Below are 17,037 nucleotides of genomic sequence, written 5' to 3'. Positions count from 1 at the left end.
ATTTTTATTTTTGAGTTGTTTCTTCTTTTGTTCTTGTTTCAGGCGCTGTCGCCGGTGCAGCTTCGACTTTTGTCGTTGCTTCGGCTTTAGGGGCCGGTGCAGCTTTTGGCGTTACTGGCTTTACTTTGTCGGCGTCCACAGCAGGGGCGGCTTCTTTACGGGGCGGGAAGTTCAATTCGTGAATTGCTCCGGTCGGACATACAGCGACGCATTTACGGCACAGGCGGCATTTGCGGTAGTCGATATAAGCCACGTTGTTTTCGAGCGTGATTGCTTCGAACGGACATTCTTTCACACATTTACCACAACCGATACAAGCGTTCGCACATGCTTTACGGGCAGCAGCTCCTTTGTCTTTGTTTACACAGCTGACGAAGATACGGCGTGATTTCGGTCCCTTTTTGCGCAGTTCGATAATGTTTTTCGGACAAGCTTTGACGCAGGCTCCGCATGAAGTACATTTGTCCTCGTCCACTTCCGGCAGTCCGGTCGTTAGATTGATGTGGATGGCGTCGAAGGTACAGGCACTTTCGCAGTCGCCGTAACCCAGGCAACCGAACGTACAGTTCGTTTCGCCTCCGTACAAAGAGGATGCTATGGCACAGCTTTTTACGCCATCATACTGGTTGGTGCGCGGACGGGCCTGGCAGGTTCCGTTGCAACGGACAACTGCTACCATTGGTTCGGCAGTAGCAGCTTCCATACCGAGGATGGATGCGACCTTACCCATTGTTTCGGCGCCACCGACCGGACAAAGCAGTCCTTCCAGTGAATCGGCCTTTACACAGGCTGCCGCAAAACCGCCGCAACCGGGATAACCGCAACCTCCGCAATTGGCTCCGGGCAATGCCTCCTGGACCTCTGCGATACGAGGATCTTCGTATACTTCAAACTTCTTGGAGGCAGCGTAGAGGAATACTGCGCCGATGGCTCCAATGGCTCCTAATGAAATAACGGCAATTAAAATCATGATATTTGATCAATTAAGTTTTTTCAAGGTAAATATAAATTTTCTTTTCAGTTTCTCGCGTAAAAAGTATAATATACTGTAGTAGGGAACTAGTAGTAATAGACCGGTTAACCCGCTGGTTGTTTCGTCCCATTGCAAACAGCTTCCTGCTACAATCGCCGCAACTACAACAATCAGAGGAAGCACAAAAGCCAGAAAAACCGCTTGCAGGCCGAGCGAACTCTGGCCGCATAGGGTTACTTTTTCGTTCACATGGAATCTACCGGGGTTATTGTCGTTCACTTCAATGATCTTTTCCTTCTTTTCAGATGCGCTGCACATGCTTTGTGCGTGGCAACCGGAGCAGGCCGATTGTTGAATGATCCTGACAAAGACCGCATTGCCATCGATCTTCTCTATTATTCCGTTGTGACTGATACTTTCACTCATGTTTGTAATCTCGACATTGCAAAATCAGGGGCAAAAGTAAGGATTATTTGGATATTATGTCACGATTAACAAAGTTTATTACAGAAATAATCGTGTTCAGCTTACCATTTGTAATTAAAGCCAAAGCTCAACAACTCGTTAATCTGTAAGTAGCTGTCGAAGTCTTCATGCTTGGCGATACCATCATCATAACGTAAGTTCAGCGAGATGATAGTCGAGAAGAATCGACTTATTGCCATATTCAGACGGTTTTCGAACTCACCCTGGATACGTTTATAGTCTGTCATATAATACAAGCGGGAATACCAGATGATATTCCGGCTGAACTGGAATGTCATAGTAGCGTTGACGGTAGAACCGAACAGGCTTTGTTTGTAAGGGAACTCTTCTTCTCCTTTTTTCTTCTGGAAATGCCGGCTCAGGTCGATGTCTTTATCTAATGTACGAACGTACGTATAAGATAACGGTGCAAGGTTGGCACTTAACGTTACTTTTTTGTGTTTGGACGACGCGAATGTTTTATCCAGGTCGTATTTCATACCGAGACCGAAATTGATACTGAAAGGTGAGAGCAGTCCGGCCAGTTTAACATTCTGGTTTTCTGCATAACTGCTGAATAGCTGTGTCTTGAAGTCCAGATCCAGTGTGTAGTACCATTGGTTGAATGCCTTGTAACCAAAGTTGCTGTAGATACGGAACACGTCGTCTCCGACTTTGTAATCGCGCAAAGTATCTTTTGGGGCGGTATACAGGTTGTTCTTTATTTCCAGTGAATTGTCGAACTTTATCTTATCCTTATTATAATTATATGTAAACAGTTCGCGGTTGGTCAGGTTCAGCGTACTTACACCCCCTTTATGCCAGTTTGGAGAGATGTAATTCTGAGCAAACTGTAAAGAACTTTCGAAATGTGACGTCCAGTAACGTCTTTCGGGAATGAATTTTACCGGTGCATCCACGTCGCTGAAGTCTGCTTCGCTTTCCACCTTGATCAGGTCCGGTTGGTAGGTCGGCTTTCTGATCACTTTGGCAACTACTTTGTCCTGAGGTAGATCCCTCATTGAATAACGGAAATATTCAGGATGATTGGCTTCTATATTTCTTTGTGCTTTCTCGCGGAACTGCTGTCTGAACACCTCTTCTTTAAATATGGTGTCCTGAATAAAAGGTTGCGGGATATCGATTTTATTTTTCCATGCATCTTCATCGTAGAAGGAAAGATCTTTCGGAAGGAGTTTCCCTTTGAATATGAGCGGTAAAAACAACGGGTCTGCTATAACTGTATCCTGGAATGTCATATTCGCGTCGAATATAGTGGAAGCATCGCGCACCAGACGTGCCCAGTACATGGCTTCGTCCGACAGTTCCACTTCGTCTTTTTTCAGGAAGCGAAGCAGATTTTCATTCGGTGTGACCGGTGCAGAATATGACTGGTTTTGTTTCTCGAATTGTGCCCGCAGGCTTATAATATTATCCAGGTCCGGATCTTCGATTTCAATCATTGGGATAGTATCAGCCGCATTGTTCTGCGCTGTATCTTTAAGATTGGTTCCGGTAATAGTTGTCACTTCCTGTGCATTTGCCAGGTTTGCCAATAATGAAAGTATAGAAAATAGAATGAAGTATCTCTTGATAACCATAATTCCTTTTTATTTACAATCTATAAGTATCTACGGTGCGAAATTAGATAAAAAGTATGAAATCTACTAATCTTTCACATCATATAACAATCTGAACTAATAGGGAAACCGGAACGCGGATGAATGTGTTTTGAAAAAATATCCGAGACACTTGCTGTCTGAATGAAAATGACTAACTTTGCAGTTTTGAAATGCGAGTGAGCAATTAAAGACAATTAAAATATTACTATCGTGGCAGATACAAAGTACATCTTCGTTACGGGCGGCGTAGTCTCTTCTTTAGGTAAGGGAATTATTGCTGCATCATTGGGTAAACTCCTTCAGGCGAGAGGCTACAAGGTTACTATCCAAAAGTTTGACCCCTACATTAATATCGATCCGGGTACATTGAACCCTTATGAGCACGGTGAATGTTATGTAACCGTAGACGGACATGAAGCGGACCTGGACCTGGGACATTATGAACGTTTCCTGAATGTTCCGACTACACGCTCGAACAATATTACGACAGGTCGTATTTATCAGAGTGTGATAAATAAGGAACGCAAGGGCGATTATCTGGGCAAGACTGTGCAGGTTGTTCCTCATATCACCGACGAGATCAAGAGAAATGTGAAGCTGCTGGGATCGAAGTACAAGTTTGACTTTGTGATCACGGAAATCGGTGGAACAGTAGGCGATATTGAATCGCTGCCTTTCATCGAAAGCGTTCGTCAGCTGAAATGGGAATTAGGTAAGAATTGTATGTGTGTACATCTTACTTATGTACCTTATATCGCAGCTGCGAAAGAATTTAAAACGAAACCTACACAGCATTCTGTAAAACAGTTGCAGGAACTGGGTATCCAGCCGGATGTACTGGTCTTGAGAACCGAACATTTGCTGAGTAATGATATTACCCGCAAGGTTGCTTTGTTCTGTAACGTAGACGCCGACGCTGTAGTGCAGTCGGTCGACGTTCCTACTATTTACGAAGTTCCGCTGGTATTGCAGCGTCAGAACATGGATGTAACTATCCTGAAAAAGATGGGATTGGAAGTAGGGCCGACTCCGGAAATGAAACCATGGAAAGAGTTCCTGAAGAAAAAGACAGATGCTACCGAAACAGTTAAGATCGGTCTGGTTGGTAAATATGTGGAATTACAGGATGCTTATAAGTCAATCGACGAATCATTGTTGCAAGCTGCTATCTACAACGACCGCAAACTGGATCTTCATTTGTTTCATTCGGAAAAACTGACTGAAGCCAATGCGGCTGAACAGTTGAAGGACATGGATGGTATCCTGATTGCTCCGGGATTCGGACAGCGCGGTATCGAGGGAAAGTTCGCTGCCTTGAAATATGCCCGCGAAAACGATGTGCCTTGCCTGGGTATCTGTCTGGGTATGCAATGTATGGTGATTGAATTTGCCCGCGACGTTTTGGGTATGACGGATGCCAATTCGACCGAGATGGAGCCGAATACGCCGTTTAAGGTGATCGACCTGATGGAAGAACAGAAGAACATTACCAATATGGGAGGTTCTATGCGTCTGGGAGCTTACGACTGTATCCTGAAGAAAGGTTCCAAAGCCTATGAGGCTTATGGAAAAGAACATATTCAGGAACGTCACCGCCACCGTTTCGAATTCAACAGCCAGTATCGCGAACAGTTTGAAGAAGCCGGCATGAAATGTGCAGGCGAGAACCCGGAAACCGGTCTGGTGGAAGTGGTAGAAATTCCTGCGTTGAAATGGTTCGTTGGTGTTCAGTTCCATCCGGAATACAACAGTACGGTAGTTAATCCGAACCCACTTTTCGTGAGCTTTGTGAAAGCCGCTATTGATAATAAATAACAACGTTATAGATGGATAAAAACACATTAATTGGTTTTCTGCTTATTGGTATTGTTTTATTTGCATTCAGCTGGTTTAACAAACCGACGCCTGAGCAGTTGGAAGCCCAGCGCCGTTATCAGGACTCGATCGCTCAGATCGAACTGACTAAACAGGCGGAGTTACAACGCGAAGACAGCAAAAGCACTGCCGATAATTCTTTTGATAGCTTGCCGGATTCTGCGAGAGATGCCCGGCTGAAGAGCAGTTTCGGTGTATTCGCTGAAGCAATGACAGGAACAGACGATGTAACTGTATTGGCGAATGACCTGATCGAACTGCATATCAGTAATAAAGGAGGACGTATTTCATATGCCCGCCTGAAGGATTATACAACCTATGATGATAAGCCGGTCATCCTGTTTGAAGGAAAAGAGGCTTCGCTTGACTTTACCCTGGTAACAGCAACCAACCGCGTATTGAACACGGCCGACCTGTATTTCACTCCGGTGAAAACACAGGACCCGAACCAGTTGGTGATGCGGTTAAATACAGGTGAAGGTAGTTCGCTGGACTTTATCTATACGGTTAAGCCGGACGATTATATGGTTCAGTTCGATATTAAAGGAACTGGTCTGAACGGTGTCCTGGCTCCGAGTACGACTGCTTTGGATATGGTATGGCGTCAGAAGATCCGCCAGCAGGAACAGGGTATCAAATATGAAAACAGATATACTGCTTTATATTATAAGTTCCTGTCCGATGATGTGGAGCAACTGAGCGAAAGTAAGAGTGAAGACAAGAAGGTGTCAGGCCGTTTGAAATGGATTGCTTATAAAGATAAATTCTTCTCGACGGTGATGATTGCCGATGAAGGTTTTGAAAGCGCCACTTTCGATTCAAAGATGGTTGAGGCAGACGGCATCGTTAAAGAGTTTAAGACTACAACAGCCGTTCCTTTCGACCTGAGAGGCAATGAGGCAACGACTTTCCGTTATTTCTTCGGGCCGAACAGCTATCCGTTGCTAAAATCGTATGACAAAGGGATTGCTTCGGACCAGCAGTTGGATCTGGAACGCTTGGTTCCGCTGGGTGCCAGTGTCTTCCGTTGGGTGAACCAGTATTTCGTCATTCCGATGTTTGACTTCCTGGGTAAATATATCAAGAGTTACGGTCTGATCATCCTGTTGATGACGATTATCGTGAAATTGATTTTATTCCCGTTGACATATAAATCATATATGTCGTCTGCGAAGATGCGTGTGCTTCGTCCGCAGGTGGAAGAGCTTAATGCCAAGTATCCGGGACAGGAGAAAGCGGTGGAACGCCAGCGTGCAACTATGGAACTGTATAGCCGAGCTGGGGCAAGCCCGATGGCGGGTTGTATCCCGATGCTGTTGCAGATGCCGATTTTGATCGCCCTGTTCATGTTCTTCCCGTCGGCAATCGAACTGCGTCACCAGAGTTTCCTTTGGGCGCACGACTTATCAACATACGATGCTATTTTCAGTTGGAACAAATATATTCCTATTATTACTCCGTATTTTGGTAACCACATCAGTTTGTTCTGTCTGCTGATGACAATCACCAACGTTATCTATACCAAGTATAATATGGAAATGACCAATACCGGACAGCAACAGATGCCGGGTATGAAGGCGATGATGTATATGATGCCGCTGATGTTCCTGGTATTCTTTAACCAGTATGCGTCGGGTCTGACTTACTATTACTTCATTTCTACGCTGATCACGATTGTTCAGACATTGGTGTTCCGTTATACGATTAATGAAGATAAGCTGCTGGCCAAGCTGGAAGCCAACAAGAAGAAGCCTCAGAAGAAATCAGGTTTCATGAAACGTCTGGAAGAAGCGCAGCGTATGCAGCAGGACCAGTTGAAGAAACAACAGGATCAGAAAAAGAAAAGATAACAGCTTTTTCTGCAAGATAAATAAAAGAGAGGCGTGCCGGTCCGGAAAAGACTTAGGCACGCCTTTTTTGTGTCCGGATTATGCAATAAGTTGTATATTTTGTACAATCGCTTGAATTTGAAGAAATGTGGCGTGCGTTGTATTAAAATATTTATATATTTGCACTATTGATATATAAGTCAACTATTGATGATTATGCTTACGTTGACGACTTATCCTGTCGGAATAGCAAGTGCCGACTTTACGTTTTGAATTTAATAGGTCTAAAAATAGTTCACTGATGGATAAGAAAGAAAAGCTTTTGCAAAAGAGGGTAGCTGGACTCTTTGCATTGCTATGCGTTATCTTTTTCCAGTTTTTTGATTCGGATCATTTGTTCCTGAAGGAAGAGATGGTAAGTGTTGCGAGTTTGCCGGAAGTGTTGGTCGGCTATTGGGGGAAACCTGCATGGCTGGCTTGTTCAATGGCGAAAGTACTTACATCTTTGTTTGTTCCTGTCGGTGGCGGGGCTGTTTTGATTACGGCCGTGTTGATGCTGGAATGGTGGGCTTCTTTATTTATTCTGCGGAAATTCAATGTCGGGAATATGGCTCCTTTGTATGCTCTGTTTCCGGTTGTTATGGAGTGGGGAACCTATTGTAGTCCTTATTATCATTTGAATTCTATTCTTTCTTTAGTTATTGTTTTGTATATATTTTGTGGTTATATACAGATAAAGGAAAAATGGCTCTCCTGGGTGACGGGGTTTGTTTTGTTGTTTGTGGTTTATTGTATGGTGGGGAGCCGGTTGTTTATTTTTGTAATCCTTGTGCTGTTGTACGAAGCGGAAATAGGAGAGAAGCATTGGGTGTACTGGGCTTTGCTATTGATAACGGGTACTGTGCTGCCTGAATTCCTGAAAGAACTGTATTCACTTTCAGAAGAACAGGCATATCAATATCCACAGGCATGGCTTCCGGCATTTTTCCCGGCTATCATGCTGGCTTGTGTGTTGGTGGCTACGCAGTTTAAGAAAGTCCGGTATATGCAGATCAGTGTATGGTCTGTATCTGTCACTTCCGGACTTTTACTGGTATTGCTGTCGCTTACTGCGTTCAGCCATGCTGTTGGCTAAGAAAAGCAAGTGCTTTCTCCATGTCTTCAGGCGTGTCGATGCCGATTGTCTCCTGCTGGGTGATGCCGACTTTTATCTTATAGCCGTTTTCGAGCCATCTGAGTTGTTCCAGGCTTTCGGCAAGCTCCAGCGACGATTGGGGCAGTTGGGTGATTTCTTTCAGCGTATCGGCCCGGTAAGCATACAAACCGATATGTTTGTAATACGTATGGTTGGGTAACCACTCCTGGTAATTTTTGCCGCGCATATAAGGAATGATGGAACGGCTGAAATACATTGCTTCGTTATTCTTGTTGATAACTACTTTCGGTGAGTTTGCATTGAATAATGTCGTTTCGAAGTCATCATCCGGACGGAATGGTTTTACTAGTGTGGCAATCTGTGTGCCGGCATCAGTAAAACATGCTTTTAACGTCTCGATCTGTTCCGGATGGATGAAAGGTTCGTCTCCCTGGATATTGACAACGACATCGTATCCTTGTCCTACCTTGGCGTAGGCTTCGTAAACACGGTCGGTACCACTCCGGTGCTGGTCGGAAGTCATAACGACATTTCCGCCGAAGGCTTTCACGGCAGCTTCGATACGGCTGTCATCGGTGGCTACACATGCGGCATCCAGCACATCCTTCACTTGTTCATACACACGCTGTATCATGGGTTTGCCGGCCATGTCGGCCAGAGGTTTCCCCGGGAAGCGGGTGGAGGCATATCTTGCCGGTATTATTCCTATAAACTTCATACTCCGGTTGTTTTTATTCGTTAGTTAATTATTTTACTGTTTTACCTTCGCTGAGACGAAGCACTTTCTCATGTTCGCCGACGATCCATACAATGTCTCCCTGCTCGAATACGGTTGTGGGAGGCGGGTTTTTGATTGAACGGGCATCCCGTTCGATGCCGATCACCAGACAGCCGGAGTTATCGCGTATTCCGGATTCAAGGATGGTCCGGCCGATAAGTCCGGAGCCTTCACTGATAAAGAATTGTTCCATATTCACCTCTTTAGTCTCCTGGAGGTTATTCAGCGATTCTTTATAACGCTCCTCTATATATTGGCGGAAATGGGCCAGGTCGTCATCCGCACCGACTACGACCAGCTTATCAAACGGATAAAGCCGTTCGTTTCCTCCCGGTATGTTGATACGCTTGCTTCCCCGGATAATAGTAACGATGTTTACATTGCATTTCTGCCTGAAATTAAGTTCTTTGAGTGTCTTGCCCATACTGGGGGAGTTTTGCTTCACTTCAAAATCAGCCAGGTGAAGGTCGCGTTCCAGCAGGTGGCTGGCGAACCGTTGGTTGATGGGAGCGTTCCGTTCGTTCTCCAGTTCACGTGCCGTCAGGTTTGTGAAGAAATGGCGTTCCATCAGGATCGACTGCTTCTTCAACCGCTTAGAGAAGATAACCAGGGCTATGACGGTAGCTGCGATGGCGAGCCCTATTCCGACAGCTGTGTTCAGCAAGCGTGCGATTGGTAGCATGACGAGCCCTATACATAATATAATACGGAGCACAATCAGGGAAACCAACGGACCACGGTTATATTTGCTGTCGTGCCACAATTGCTGGTATTCTACGGAATGGTTCTTTTTCATCATGATGGCACGCAGCATCGGTGAGATCAGGAGAAGGATCAGAACCAGGGAAATGATCTGTCCTTGCAGTCCCGGTAGCTGGTCGATAATGAACGGAGCGACGAATTGCAACCAGATAAAGATCAGTACCAGCGTGACAGCCGTATAGGTGCCTACGATACGTACCAGCGCTTTCAGCAGTTTGTCCCAGGCACTTTTCTGCCGGATCGTGTTGGAGCCAGAAGAATAACGTTCCAGAAAACTCATCCAGCTTGCCGGGATGACTCGTTCAGCTATTTTATAAGCCGGTTCGGCCATACGTATCATATAGGGTGTAAAAAAGGTTGTTATGACAGATACGGCCACAACGATCGGGTAAAGGAAATTATCTGTTACTTTGAGCGTCAGTCCCAAAGAGGCGATGATAAAGGCGAACTCACCGATCTGTGCCAGCGAGAAACCGGACTGGATGGCGACTTTGACTGTCTGTCCCGATAATAATACGCCGAAGGTGGCAAAAAGTATCTGTCCGACCATGACGACCAGTGTCAGTATCAGGATCGGTATTTTGTATTCCCAAAGTAATACCGGGTCGATCAGCATGCCGACGGAAACGAAGAAAATGGCTCCGAACAAGTCTTTTACCGGTTTTACGATATGTTCTATATGTTCCGCATCGATTGTCTCAGCAAGGATAGACCCCATCACGAAAGCGCCAAGTGCAGAAGAAAATCCGGCTTTAGTCGCGATCATGACCATCCCCAGGCATAGGCCGATACTGACGATCAGCAGGGTTTCGTCATTGAGGAAAGTCCGTGCTCTTTTCAGGAAAGAAGGAATAAGGTAAATACCGACTACAAAACAGAAGAGCAGGAATACCCCCAGTTTTATCACGCTGTCGAGCAACTCCATCCCTTCGACATGCTTACTGACGGCAAGTGTGGAAAGCAAAACCATCAGCAGGACGGCAAATAAGTCTTCCACCACCAATATCCCGAACACCACTCCGGCAAACCGTTGGTTGCGCAGTCCCATATCGTCGAAAGCCTTGAATATGATTGTCGTGGATGACATGGAAAGCATTCCGCCCAGGAAAAGACTGTTCATGTGCCCCCAGCCGAGCGACAATCCGGTGATATAGCCGAACGTCATCATCCCGATAACGACAGTGACTGCTCCGATAACGGCGGTGCCTCCGACTTTCATCAGTTTCTTAAAACTGAAATCCAGTCCCAGGGCAAAAAGCAGGAACACGACACCGATGTCGGCCCAGATACGGATACTTTCTACGTCTGTAACGGTAGGGATTTCTTTAATGGCTGGTCCTGCCAGAATTCCGGCAACAATATAGCCAAGTACGACCGGTTGCTTTAATTTCTTGAAAAGCAAAGTAACAAGCCCCGCAGAAATCAGTATTACTGCCAGGTCTGAAATTAATGAAGGGATCTGTGACATGCTTTCACTCTTTTTCGGTTGGCAAAGTTAGACATTTATTTTAATTTTGCAGGTCAAATAATGAGCCAAAATGAAGAAGAAACATCCGATAGAAGCATTGATTGAACAGGGCGAGCATCAACAACTCGATTTTAAGTTCGAAGTGAGCGACAGTAAGAAGATTGCCCGTACCTTGTCTGCTTTTGCCAATACCGATGGCGGTCGGTTGCTGATTGGGGTGAAAGACAACGGGAATATCTCCGGTGTCCGCAGTGAGGAAGAGTATTATATGATTGAGGCTGCATCTAAAATGTACACTCAGCCGGAAGTCCCTTTCGAGGCTACCCGCTGGGAAATAAGCGGGAAAACCGTTTTGGAAATCTATATAGCGCCCAGTGCGGACAAACCTCACCTGGCGCCTGATAAAGAGGATAAGTATAAAGCCTATATCCGCGTAGCCGACGAGAATATCCTGGCAAATGAGATTCTGGTTCTTTCGTGGGAGAAGAAGCGCCGGAAAGACGGGACACTGGTGAAGATCAGTAAGCCGGTAGAGCGGCTGTTCTCTTACCTGGAGCAATATCCTTATATCAATGCGGGTCAGCTTTGCCGTATTGGCCATGTAAATTATTACACGGCCAAAAATATTCTGAGCGATTTGCTGGCGATCGATGCCCTGGAATATGTGGTCGTTGATAAACGTATTTTTTATCAACGGGTGCCCGGCAACGATAAGCTGGCGTTATAGGCCGGAGGTTTCCACATATACCTGTGCATTCTCAAAACGGACCACTTTCACTTTTGTCCCTTTTTCAATGAAGCCGGAATCCGATATACCATCGTAGAGTTCGTTGTCGATCATTACTTTACCTGAAGGACGGAGTACGGTGAAGGCTGTTCCTTCCTTCCCGATCAGCGGAGTCAATGAAGGGGAGGAGTGGGCGTCTTCAAGGTCTTTGTGGAGCGCTACTTTCCGGAACATACCTTTTGTCCCGATTTTGTTGGATAACCAGATCATCAGTATAAAGCCCAGCCCCAGTCCGATCAGGACAGTCAATGCCGCTTCTCCGATTTCTTTGGAAGAAACTGCTTCGAAGTTGAAATCCGTATTATTCAGCAGGCTGAGTGTCAACCCGGTAACCAGAAAGATGATGCCGCTGATGCCCGCTATACCGAATCCCGGGATGATAAATATCTCCGCTGCAATTAACAGTAATCCGATGATAAAGACCAGTATTTCCCAGTTCTGTGCCAGTCCGTCCATATATAAAGGTGCGAAATAAAGAATCGCGGCGACGATGGCTGCAGCCGACGGGAAGCCGAGCCCCGGCGTCTGCATTTCGAAATAGATACCTCCTATAATAATAATGATAAGAAGCGATTGCAACATCGGATTCATCAGGAAACCTTTCAGGTCGTCATACCAGGACGGTTCGTATGTCTTCAGTTCATAATCGTTGTATCCCAGATACTTTGTGATCACTTCACCGGGTGTTTCCGCAATACCGTCGCAATAGCCCCATTCCAGCGCCTCGTCGGCAGTGAAGGTGAGCACTTTGCCCGAGTCGATCAGATTCGGAACAATGACACGTTCGTCTACCATGGCTTCGGCTATCAGCGGATCCCTTTTCCATCTGTATGTAGTATCTGTCCCTTGGATGATCGTATCTTTTCCGTGTGCTTCGGCTGTCGATCGAATCATCGAACGCATGTATGATTGATATTTATCAGGCAAAGCGGCTCCGGTTTGGTTAACGACAGTCGCGGCACCGATGTTGGCGCCTTTCCTCATAAAGATTTTTTTACACGCAATCGATATCAGCGCTCCGGCCGAAGCGGCATTGTTATCGATAAAAACGTAGACGGGAACAGGGTTGTACAAGATTGCGGTACGCATTGAATCCGCTGCTTCGAGCAATCCTCCATAGGTGTTCATATGAAGAAGAACGGCATCGGCTCCCAATGATTTCGCTTCTTCCAATCCGTTACGAAGGTATAAGCGGGTAGTATTATCAATCTCTTTCTTTATGTCGATTTGATAGACTAGTTTTTGTTCTTTAGCTGTTGATTTAAAGGTTGTTATCGCTATAAATAACAGTAATAATAAGAATCCTGAATTTTTCATCATTTTGTCTAATTAGCTATACTTTTTATACTTAATTGAAAATTGTAACATACAACTTGTAAATTTTGAAATTCTTCAAGTTGTAAACTTGTAAAAGCTGTTCATTTTCAGCTGAATTTGTTATAAATATATTAAGTTACGATTTTTAATATTAATATTTCTCAAAGCGCCATCCAGTATCAATAATATTTCCTATATTTGTATTGTCTCTCAATAGTGAGGGGCTATACTTAACCGGTATTAACCTTTTATAAATAGTAAGTAATATGAATGCGTTGCAATTTCAGAAAAAATTATTGAGCATGCAAGAAAACATGATGAATTTTGCACTGATGCTCACCGCAAATCGGGATGACGCCCAGGATTTGATGCAAGACACAACGCTGAAGGTTTTAGACAATCAGGAAAAGTTTGTTGACAATATTAATTTTAAAGGCTGGGTCTTGACCGTAATGCGTAATATCTTTATAAACAATTATCATAAAATTGTTCGTACGCAAACCGTTGTTGATCAGGGTGTTGATTTGTATAATTTGGACGTCGTGAATGATTCGGGATTTGATTCTCCGGACGGAGCTTATCAGATTCAGGAAATCACAAAAGCCATTAATGGATTGAATGATGAATTGAAAGTTCCTTTTTCCATGTTTTTAAGTGGCTATAAATATAATGAGATCGCTGAAAAATTGAATGTACCACTGGGAACGGTAAAGAGCCGTATCTTCTTTGCCCGCCAGGAGTTGCAAAAAGTTTTGAAGGATTTTCGCCTGAGTTAGTGGTTAATATTCTAATAAACAAGTTAATAAAAAGAAGAGGCTTCCGGTTGGAGGCCTCTTCTTTTTTAATATATAGATGATAAAAATGACATATTAATGAATAAATCCGTACTTTTGCCGCAAAATACTAAAACACAATGAGAAGTTTTGCAAGCGATAACAATTCGGGCGTCCATCCATTAGTAATGGAGGCTGTGATAAAAGCAAATGAGGATCACGCAATCGGATATGGCGACGACCCCTGGACAAGTGCCGCAGTGGCAAAGATTAAAAGTATATTTGGTGAAGAGGCCTCTCCGTTCTTTGTTTTTAACGGCACCGGTGCTAATTCGGTGGCTTTACAGGCTGTGACGCGTCCTTTCAACAGTATTTTGTGTGCTGAAACGGCACATATTAATGTAGACGAATGCGGAGCTCCGGCCCGGATGACAGGCTGTGCGGTTGTTACTATTCCGACAACCGACGGCAAACTTACTCCCGAATTAATAAAACCGCGTTTGCATAACTTCGGCGTTTGCCATCATTCCCAGCCGAAAGCTGTTTATATCTCCCAGGTTTCTGAATTGGGAACGGTCTATACGGTAGAAGAAGTAAAAGCCATTGCCGATTTGTTGCATGCTCACAATATGTATCTGCACATGGACGGTGCCCGTCTGGCAAATGCCTGTGCATATCTGAATTGTTCCATGAAACAGGTGACGGTAGATGCCGGCGTGGATATCCTGAGCTTCGGTGGAACCAAAAACGGAATGATGATGGGGGAGGCTGTCGTTTCCTTCCGTCCTGAGATCACGGAGAATTTGCAGTATTACCGGAAGCAATCGGCTCAGTTGGCCTCCAAGTTGCGTTATCTGTCTGCACAGTTTATTCCTTATCTTGAAAACAACCTCTGGCTTGAAAATGCGATGAAAGCCAATATCAGTGCAGCTAAACTGGCTGAAGCACTCAAACAATATCCGCAGATACAGTTTACGCAAAAGGTTGAAACCAATCAGATATTCTTCACCATCCCGGCAGAACCGCTGAAGAAATTGCAGGACCGTTATTTTTTCTATATGTGGAACGAAGATAATAACGAGGCCCGCCTGGTTACTTCGTGGGATACGACCGGTGAAGATATTGCACAGTTCGAACAGGACTTGAAAGAAATAATGGGAGAATAATTTCGGGATATTTAGAACATTTTCGTTTTTTCTACCATCCCTTTAGAGAAAAGAGGTAGGTGTAAATGAATTTAGAGGTACGTCTAAATCGATTTACACCTACCTCTAAATGAAATTAGACCTACCTCTAAAGGGAAAATCATTCCTTTTTCTTACTTTTGTCCTCTGTTAATCACTAAATAATAAACAGATGAGACACGGGAGTAGGTTCATGGCGATACTTTTTATGTTACTGCCATTATGTAATCTTTATTCACAGGAGAAAGAGGCAAGGGAGGATAACACCTTGCGTATCATGAGTTATAATATCCGTAACGGGAGAGGATTGGATAATGTCTCCAATATTCAACGTACGGCTGATGTAATCAATAAGGTGCGTCCGAATGTTGTCGCTGTTCAGGAAGTGGACAGTGTAACGGGGAGAAGCGGCCAGACCGACATCTTGCGTGTATTGGCTGATAAGACGCTTATGTTTCCCGTTTATGCTCCCGCAATAAATTATGACGGCGGTAAATACGGCATTGGGATGCTGAGTAAAGAGAAACCGCTTAGTTACCGTTATCTGGCTCTTCCGGGAAGAGAGGAAGAACGTGCTTTGCTGATTGTTGAATTTGAGAAATATATTTATTGCTGTACCCACCTGTCGCTGACAGGGGAAGATCGTCTGGCCTCCTTGGATATCATCCGTAAGGAAGCGGCAAAAGCCAATAAGCCTTTATTCATTGCCGGCGATTTCAATGCTCATCCTGATTCGGAAGTCATACAGGAGGTTCAAAAGGATTTCGTTATCCTGACAAACACCAAGCAACCGACTTTCCCGGCCGACGAACCTACGGAAACAATCGATTATATCGCTGCTTATGCCAAGGACACAACGGCATTTACCCGCCTTTCAGCTTATGTTGTGAATGAGCCGGCTGCCTCCGATCATCGTCCGATTGTGGCGGAGATTGCTTTTATGCAGCCTGCCGCGCAGATATTCCGTACGGAACCTTATTTGCAGAACCCGGTAGGAAACGGTATCACGGTTATGTGGCAGACAACAGTGCCTGCTTATAGCTGGGTAGAATACGGAACCGATAAGAACCAGTTGAAAAAAGCACGTACGATCGTGGACGGACAAGTTATTTGCAATGGCTTGCAAAATAAAGTAAGACTGAACGATCTGGAACCGGGCAAGACGTATTATTATCGTGTTTGCTCACAGGAAATCATGCTTTATCAGGCCTATAAGAAAGTATTCGGCGAAACGGCTGTTTCCGATTTCCATTCATTCACCTTACCGGCTTCTTCCGATGCTGATTTTACAACTGTTATCTTCAACGACCTGCACAAACATTCAGAGACATTACAAGCCCTATATAAACAAGTGAAGGATGTAGACTATGATTTCGTGATCTTTAACGGTGACTGCATCGATGACCCGAAAGATCATGACGAAGCGACTCATTTTCTTTCGGAACTGAACGAGACTGTCGGTGCTGCTGATGTTCCCGTTTTTTATCTGCGTGGTAACCACGAGATTAGAAATGCTTATTCAATCGGGCTGCGCAGCTTGTTCGATTATGTAGGTGATAAAACATATGGAGCATTCAACTGGGGTGATACCCGTATCGTTATGCTCGACTGTGGCGAAGACAAACCGGATGACCACTGGGTATATTATGGCTTGAATGATTTTTCGGCTTTGCGCGAAGCACAGGTCGGTTTCCTGAAAGAAGAACTGGCCTCGAAACCTTTCAAACAGGCTGCAAAACGTGTTTTGATTCATCATGTTCCTATTTATGGTAAAGATGTGGATCGTTATAATCCGTGTTTGGAGTTATGGGGAGGTCTGCTGGCAAAAGCACCGTTCAATATTTGTATCAATGCACATACCCATCGCCATGCCTATTATCCGAAAGGTACTGCCAACGGTAATAACTTCCCCGTTATGGTGGGAGGAGGATACCGGATGGACGGTGCCACTGTGATGGTCCTTCAGAAGAAAGGAAAGGAAATGACATTGCGTGTATTGAATGCCAAAGGCGAAACCTTGCAGGATTTGAAACTGTAATAGAATATAT

13 protein-coding genes are annotated in these 17,037 nt (G+C 44.7%); 7 read left to right on the top strand and 6 right to left on the bottom strand.

What is annotated here, in order from left to right; translation table 11 throughout:
* Positions 1-4 precede the first annotated feature (4 nt).
* The 3 genes from NBH14_RS03820 to NBH14_RS03810 all read right to left on the bottom strand — a co-directional run bounded on the left by NBH14_RS03820 (position 5) and on the right by NBH14_RS03810 (position 3,039).
* Positions 5-970 carry a Fe-S cluster domain-containing protein gene (locus NBH14_RS03820; RefSeq protein ID WP_186958733.1) on the bottom strand — a complete coding sequence of 322 codons (966 nt, stop codon included), beginning with the start codon at positions 968-970 and terminating at the stop codon, positions 5-7.
* A 9-nt stretch (positions 971-979) separates the two neighbouring features.
* Positions 980-1,399: a SoxR reducing system RseC family protein gene (locus NBH14_RS03815; protein WP_128135250.1), complete on the bottom strand. Its 420-nt coding sequence runs from the start codon at positions 1,397-1,399 to the stop codon at positions 980-982.
* A 101-nt stretch (positions 1,400-1,500) separates the two neighbouring features.
* The gene (locus NBH14_RS03810; protein WP_186958734.1) at positions 1,501-3,039 is read right to left on the bottom strand and encodes a DUF3078 domain-containing protein; all 1,539 of its coding nucleotides are present in this window, start codon (positions 3,037-3,039) and stop codon (positions 1,501-1,503) included.
* A gap of 231 nt (positions 3,040-3,270) precedes the next feature.
* Between NBH14_RS03810 and pyrG the strand changes: the two genes are divergently transcribed.
* From pyrG to NBH14_RS03795, 3 genes are all read left to right on the top strand, one after another.
* Positions 3,271-4,875 carry a CTP synthase gene (gene pyrG / locus NBH14_RS03805; protein WP_007657611.1) on the top strand — a complete coding sequence of 535 codons (1,605 nt, stop codon included), beginning with the start codon at positions 3,271-3,273 and terminating at the stop codon, positions 4,873-4,875.
* Positions 4,876-4,886: 11 nt separating this feature from the next.
* Positions 4,887-6,785 carry a membrane protein insertase YidC gene (gene yidC / locus NBH14_RS03800; protein WP_128135247.1) on the top strand — a complete coding sequence of 633 codons (1,899 nt, stop codon included), beginning with the start codon at positions 4,887-4,889 and terminating at the stop codon, positions 6,783-6,785.
* Positions 6,786-7,065: 280 nt separating this feature from the next.
* A complete protein-coding gene (locus NBH14_RS03795; RefSeq protein WP_186958735.1) occupies positions 7,066-7,899 on the top strand; it encodes a DUF6057 family protein in 834 nt (277 codons plus the stop codon).
* On the opposite strand, the gene kdsB is transcribed toward NBH14_RS03795, so the two are convergent.
* Together kdsB and NBH14_RS03785 are read right to left on the bottom strand one after the other, a co-directional pair.
* A complete protein-coding gene (kdsB, locus tag NBH14_RS03790; protein WP_186958736.1) occupies positions 7,880-8,638 on the bottom strand; it encodes a 3-deoxy-manno-octulosonate cytidylyltransferase in 759 nt (252 codons plus the stop codon). The two genes, NBH14_RS03795 and kdsB, sit on opposite strands and share 20 nt — an antisense overlap.
* Positions 8,639-8,666: 28 nt before the next feature.
* A complete protein-coding gene (locus NBH14_RS03785) occupies positions 8,667-10,928 on the bottom strand; it encodes a cation:proton antiporter domain-containing protein (RefSeq protein ID WP_186958737.1) in 2,262 nt (753 codons plus the stop codon).
* 70 nt (positions 10,929-10,998) lie between these two features.
* Here NBH14_RS03785 and NBH14_RS03780 point away from each other — a divergent pair, with 70 nt between their 5' ends.
* Positions 10,999-11,655: an AlbA family DNA-binding domain-containing protein gene (locus NBH14_RS03780; RefSeq protein ID WP_186958738.1), complete on the top strand. Its 657-nt coding sequence runs from the start codon at positions 10,999-11,001 to the stop codon at positions 11,653-11,655.
* Here the strand turns inward: NBH14_RS03780 and NBH14_RS03775 are convergent.
* The gene (locus NBH14_RS03775; protein ID WP_186958739.1) at positions 11,650-13,035 is read right to left on the bottom strand and encodes an NfeD family protein; all 1,386 of its coding nucleotides are present in this window, start codon (positions 13,033-13,035) and stop codon (positions 11,650-11,652) included. The two genes, NBH14_RS03780 and NBH14_RS03775, sit on opposite strands and share 6 nt — an antisense overlap.
* A gap of 263 nt (positions 13,036-13,298) precedes the next feature.
* On the opposite strand from NBH14_RS03775, the gene NBH14_RS03770 reads away from it, so the two are divergent.
* The 3 genes from NBH14_RS03770 to NBH14_RS03760 all read left to right on the top strand — a co-directional run bounded on the left by NBH14_RS03770 (position 13,299) and on the right by NBH14_RS03760 (position 17,027).
* Positions 13,299-13,808, top strand: coding sequence for an RNA polymerase sigma factor (locus tag NBH14_RS03770; protein WP_128134961.1), 510 nt, complete (start codon positions 13,299-13,301; stop codon positions 13,806-13,808).
* A gap of 137 nt (positions 13,809-13,945) precedes the next feature.
* Positions 13,946-14,971, top strand: coding sequence for a threonine aldolase family protein (locus NBH14_RS03765; protein WP_128134960.1), 1,026 nt, complete (start codon positions 13,946-13,948; stop codon positions 14,969-14,971).
* 226 nt (positions 14,972-15,197) lie between these two features.
* On the top strand, positions 15,198-17,027 hold the full coding sequence (locus NBH14_RS03760) for an endonuclease/exonuclease/phosphatase family protein (RefSeq protein ID WP_186958863.1): 1,830 nt from the start codon (positions 15,198-15,200) through the stop codon (positions 17,025-17,027).
* Positions 17,028-17,037: the final 10 nt, after the last annotated feature.

This window comes from Parabacteroides caecihominis, from assembly GCF_023656785.1.
GTDB classification, from domain to species: domain Bacteria; phylum Bacteroidota; class Bacteroidia; order Bacteroidales; family Tannerellaceae; genus Parabacteroides; species Parabacteroides segnis.
Note: the sequence above shows the minus strand (reverse complement) of the source record. Positions and strands in the feature narration are given on the sequence as shown.